The sequence below is a fragment of the Saccharomonospora iraqiensis subsp. paurometabolica YIM 90007 genome, assembly GCF_000231035.2.
Taxonomy (GTDB): Bacteria; Actinomycetota; Actinomycetes; order Mycobacteriales; family Pseudonocardiaceae; genus Saccharomonospora; species Saccharomonospora paurometabolica.
Map to the genome: position 1 here is coordinate 11,415 of NZ_KI912257.1, position 4,703 is coordinate 16,117.

Genomic DNA, 4,703 nt, shown 5'->3' on the forward strand with positions numbered 1-4,703 from the left:
CGAACCGGCACGGGCGGCGGACACCGGGGCGGCGGCACGGCGGGCGGGACTGGCCGTGTCGGTGCACCGGTGGGCCGACACCGACTTCCCCGCGGTCGTCGCGGACGCCGCCGTCCTGATCAGCACCGTCCCCCCGGACGCGGTCGCCGATCAGGTGAGCACCCTGGCCGCGGTCCCGGCGGTCCTGGACGTCATCTACGACCCGTGGCCGACCCCGCTGGTGCGGGAGGTCACCGAGGCGGGCGGCCGCCCGGCCACCGGCCTGGACATGCTGCTGCACCAGGCGTTCGGCCAGGTGGAGCAGTTCACCGGGCTGCCCGCTCCCCGGGAGGCGATGCGCGACGCGCTGGGCGAGGCGACGGGGCACCGGCTCCCGCTCGCCCCGGACTGAGTCCTCCGGCCCGCGTCACCCGTCCCCCGTCCGCAGGCGGAGATCGGCCTCGATCCGGGAGACCGTGGTCAGCAGCAGGGGGATCACGTCCCGGTGGATCTCGTCCCCGGACCTGCCGCGGGCGTCCAACGCGATGTTCGCCGCCGCGGCGACCGCACCGTCGCGGTCGCGCACCGGTGCGGCGACGCCGAGCAGCCCCTCCTCCAACTCCCCCTCGCTGACGGCGAAGCCCCGTCGTCGGACGGTGGCGATCTCGGCGAGGAACTCACGTCGCCCGGTGAGCGTGTGCGGGGTCACCGGATCGAGGGTCCCGGCGCTCAGCCAGATCTCCAGGTCCTCGGGCGGGAGCCCGGCCAACAGGGCCTTGCCGAGGGAAACCGTGTGCGCGGGGAATCGCGTCCCGACCGGGATCGTGACCGACAGCAGCTTCGGCCCGGGCGCCTGCGCCACGTACCGTACGTCCGGACCCTCGAGGACACCGAGAGCGGTCATCTCCCGCACGGTGTCGCTCAGTCGGTCGAGATGCGGTTGCGCGATCTGCGGCAGTGAGCGGCCCGAGAGGTAGGCGTGGCCGAACTCGAGTGCCTGCGGGGTCAGGGAGTACTCGCGGCCGTCGTGCCGGACGTAGCCGAGTTCGACCAGGGTGAGCAGGATCCGCCGGGTGCCGGCCCGGTCGAGTCCGCAGGCGGTCGCCACCTCGGTCAGCGTGCGTGTCGGGTGCCGCGCGGTGAAGGCACGCAACACCGCCACCGTCCGCTCCACCGACCGCACGCGTCACTCCCCACTCGCCGGGCGGACCGGCCACCGTGTCGCCGGTGGCCGGTCCGGAGGTCGCCGTCGATCCTAGGCAGCCGCCTGCCGTCGCGGCGTGCGGCCACCCCGGGCCTCACGCCGCGCCGTCGCGGCCGGTGTCGTCCGGCTCCGCCGCGTAGCGCTTCTCGGCGACGTGGATGAAGTAGTCCGGCTCGTCGCCGGCCTGCTCGGTGCGGAAGTCCCCGTAGGTCTCGACCCGGCCGAACCCGGCCTCCCGGAGCAGCGTCCGCAGGTAGTCGCGGCGCAGCGGGCACATGTTCAGGTGGTACTCGCCGCCGTCGGCGAAGGTGTAGCGGTACCGCGCCAGACCCTCGTCGACGTGTTCCGGGGCGGCGGTGACCTCGGTGCCGCAGTAGTAGTAGGTGCGGTTGCCGCCCGCCCGGCCGTCCAGGATGGCGTCGTAGTTGCGCTGGTCGATGATCAGCACGCCGTCGTGGTCGAGCTTGGCGTAGAACTCCGCGAGCGTCCTGCGGCGGTCGTGCTCGGAGAACAGGTGGGTGAACGAGTTGCCCAGGCACACGAGCGCGTCGTACACGCCCGGGACGTCCCGGCCGAGCGTGCGCCAGTCGGCGTTGACCGCGTGCAGCACCTGCCCGCGGGTCAGACCGTTCTCGAACGCCCGGGCCAGCATCTGCGGGCTGCCGTCCGCGCTCACGGTGTCGAAACCGGCCTCGCGCAGGCGCACCGAGTGGAAACCCGTGCCCGCTGCCGCGTCGAGGACCGTGCGCGCGCCGCGCCCGCGCAGCTGGTCGAGGAAGAAGGTCCCCTCGGCCTCGGCGCGACGGTCCCAGTCGATCAGGTCGTCCCACTTCTCGACCAGGCCACCCACGTACTCCCGGGTGTAGTGGTCGGTCTCGCGGACCGCGAGCGGGTGGTCGCCGAACGTCTGTCGCGTGCTCGTCAGGTCCGGACGTGCCGACACCGTCTCCATTGGTCACTCCTTCGCCGTGTCGCATGAGTCGTTCCCGGCCCCGTCGGGGCCGTGGGGAACGGTCGGTGAGCGCGCGGGGCGGGGCAACCGCACGCACCCGTCCCCGGCGGGGCGGCAGTGGTCCGTGTCGGTGGCACACCGGCGGAGAGATCCGCACTGACCTGGGGTTCTCCATCGGTGCCGTCCCCCGCACGAGCGGGGGGACGCGCACCGGATCCGGATCGGCGGGGGTGTCACCGAGCGAACAGGGTGTCGCGGGGCGCACGTCCGGGCGGTCCCGGCGTGGGCCTCGGGTCCGGGGTCGTCGATGGGCTAGCGTGGCCGCATGCGGATCGCGATCCTCGACGACTACCAGGACGTGGCACGGGAGCTGGCCGACTGGGACTCGCTGGGGGCGGAGGAGGTGGCGGTGTTCACCGACCACGTCGCCGACCCCGACGCCCTGGTGCGGCGGCTGGCCGGGTTCGACGTCGTGGTGGCGATGCGCGAGCGCACCCCGTTCGACGCGGCGCTGCTGGCGCGACTGCCGGACCTGCGGCTGCTGGTCACCACCGGCGCGCGGAACGCCGCGATCGACGTGGCCGCCGCCGCGCGGCACGGGATCGTGGTGTGCGGCACGGGCTACCTGCCGCATCCCACGGTGGAACTGACCTGGGCGTTGATCCTCGCCGCGCAGCGGCACCTGCCCACCGAGGTGGCCGCGATGCGTGCGGGCGGCTGGCAGAGCACGCTCGGCACGGGCCTGCGCGGCGGCACCCTCGGGCTGCTGGGGCTGGGCAGGCTCGGCTCCCGGGTCGCGCGGGTCGGTCAGGCGTTCGGCATGCGCACGATCGCGTGGAGCCGGAACCTGACGGCGGAGCGGGCGGCCGAACACGACGTCACCGCCGTGTCCCGGGACACCCTGCTGGCCGAGGCCGACGTGCTGTCGGTGCATCTGGTGCTCAGCGAGCGGACCCGGGGCCTGGTCGGGGCGGCGGAACTGGCGGCGATGAAGGACACCGCGCTGCTGGTGAACACCTCCCGCGGGGCCGTCGTGGACGAGGACGCGCTGGTCGCCGCCCTGCGGCGGGGCGAGATCGGCGGCGCCGCGCTCGACGTCTACGACCACGAGCCGCTGCCCGCCGACCACCCGCTGCGCTCGCTGCCGAACGCGCTGCTCACCCCGCACATCGGGTTCGTCACCCGGGACGTCTACGAGGTGTTCTACCGGGACGCGGTCGAGGACATCGCCGCCTTCCGGGCCGGCACCCCCACCCGCGTCCTCACCCCCTGACCGCGAGTCGCCACTCCACCCCGCGAGTCGCCACTCCAGCCCCGCGAGTCGACGCTCCAGGCCCGCCAGTCGACACAGGTCGGGGTGCGGGAGGTGCCGGGCGCCACCCCGCGGGTGGTGCGGTCAGGCGAGTTCGGCGAGGACGGCGTCGGAGAACTCGGGCCACGCCTCGGCCGCCCAGGGGCCGAAGTCCCGGTCGGTGAGGGCCACACAGGCCAGTTCCGCGTCCGGGTCGACCCAGAGGAACGTCCCGGACTGTCCGAAGTGCCCGAACGTGCGCGGCGAGGCACGCTTGCCGGTCCAGTGCGGGTCCTTGCCGTCCCGGATCTCGAAGCCGAGTCCCCAGTCGTTCGGCTTCTGGTGTCCGAAACCGGGTAGCACCCCGTTGAGACCGGCGAAGGCCACCCGGGTCGCGAGGTCGAGGGTGGACCGGTCGATCAGCGCGGGTTCCTGGAGCTCACGGGCGAACACGAGCAGATCGTCGAGGGTGGACGACGCGCCCGCACCCGGGGACCCCTCCAGCCGGGTGTCGACCATCCCGAGCGGCTGGAACAGCGCCTCCTTCTGGTACTCGTCGAAGGCGATGCCGGTGTGCTCCGCCACGGCCGCGGCGAGCTGCTCGAACCCGGCGCTGGAGTACAACCTGCGCTCGCCGGGTGCCGCGTACACCGTGTGGTCGTTGAAGCCGAGCCCGGCCGTGTGCGCGAGCAGGTGCCGGACGGTGGCGCCCTCGGGCCCCGCGGGGGTGTCGAGTTCCAGCGCACCCTCCTCGACCGCGATCAGGGTGGTGTGCGCGGTGAGCAGCTTCGTCACCGAGGCGAGGGGGAAAACGTGCGTGCGGTCGCCGTGGGCGAACGGCACCGTCCCGTCGGGCCGGATCACCGCGACGGCGGCGTGGGGCACGGGCCACTGTTCGACCAGACGCAGGGTGTCCATGTGTCCCCACCCTAACGGGCGGTCCTCCGCCGGAGCGGACGCGTGCGCGGGGTTCAACCCCCCGGACCGAGGTGGCCGGTGAACCACCCGGTCGCCAGCCGGGAGACCTGTTCCAGGGCCCCGGGCTCCTCGAACAGGTGGGTGGCTCCCGGCACCACCCGGATCTCGTGCTCGGTGTCCAGGCTCTCCGCGGCCCGTTCGTTGAGCCGCAGGACCTGCTCGTCCCGGCCCCCGACGATCAGCAGGGTCGGGCTGCGGACCTCCGACAGCGCCGGACCCGCGAGATCGGGCCTGCCGCCCCGGGACACCACCGCCCCCACCCGTCCCGGTCTGCGGGCGGCGGCGACCAGCGCGGCGGC

Annotated in this window: 4 protein-coding genes and 2 pseudogenes; 2 read left to right on the plus strand and 4 right to left on the minus strand. The window is 73.9% G+C overall.

Going from position 1 to position 4,703, the window contains the following annotated elements; genetic code table 11:
* Window positions 1-391: pseudogene (locus SACPADRAFT_RS28745) on the plus strand (shikimate dehydrogenase); the annotation flags it as partial.
* Window positions 392-406: 15 nt separating this feature from the next.
* Here SACPADRAFT_RS28745 and SACPADRAFT_RS0218970 read toward each other — a convergent pair.
* Both SACPADRAFT_RS0218970 and SACPADRAFT_RS0218975 read right to left on the minus strand, forming a co-directional pair.
* Window positions 407-1,162 carry an IclR family transcriptional regulator domain-containing protein gene (locus tag SACPADRAFT_RS0218970; protein ID WP_007026570.1) on the minus strand — a complete coding sequence of 252 codons (756 nt, stop codon included), beginning with the start codon at window positions 1,160-1,162 and terminating at the stop codon, window positions 407-409.
* A 115-nt stretch (window positions 1,163-1,277) separates the two neighbouring features.
* Window positions 1,278-2,135 (minus strand): glycine/sarcosine N-methyltransferase, encoded by an 858-nt coding sequence (locus SACPADRAFT_RS0218975; RefSeq protein ID WP_007026571.1) that lies wholly within the window; start codon window positions 2,133-2,135, stop codon window positions 1,278-1,280.
* Between the two features lie 325 nt (window positions 2,136-2,460).
* Between SACPADRAFT_RS0218975 and SACPADRAFT_RS0218980 the strand changes: the two genes are divergently transcribed.
* Window positions 2,461-3,408: a D-2-hydroxyacid dehydrogenase family protein gene (locus tag SACPADRAFT_RS0218980; RefSeq protein WP_007026572.1), complete on the plus strand. Its 948-nt coding sequence runs from the start codon at window positions 2,461-2,463 to the stop codon at window positions 3,406-3,408.
* A gap of 123 nt (window positions 3,409-3,531) precedes the next feature.
* On the opposite strand, the gene SACPADRAFT_RS0218985 is transcribed toward SACPADRAFT_RS0218980, so the two are convergent.
* Together SACPADRAFT_RS0218985 and SACPADRAFT_RS0218990 are read right to left on the minus strand one after the other, a co-directional pair.
* Window positions 3,532-4,344 (minus strand): serine hydrolase domain-containing protein, encoded by an 813-nt coding sequence (locus tag SACPADRAFT_RS0218985; protein WP_007026573.1) that lies wholly within the window; start codon window positions 4,342-4,344, stop codon window positions 3,532-3,534.
* A 53-nt stretch (window positions 4,345-4,397) separates the two neighbouring features.
* Window positions 4,398-4,703 (minus strand): annotated as a pseudogene (locus SACPADRAFT_RS0218990) (alpha/beta hydrolase); the annotation flags it as partial.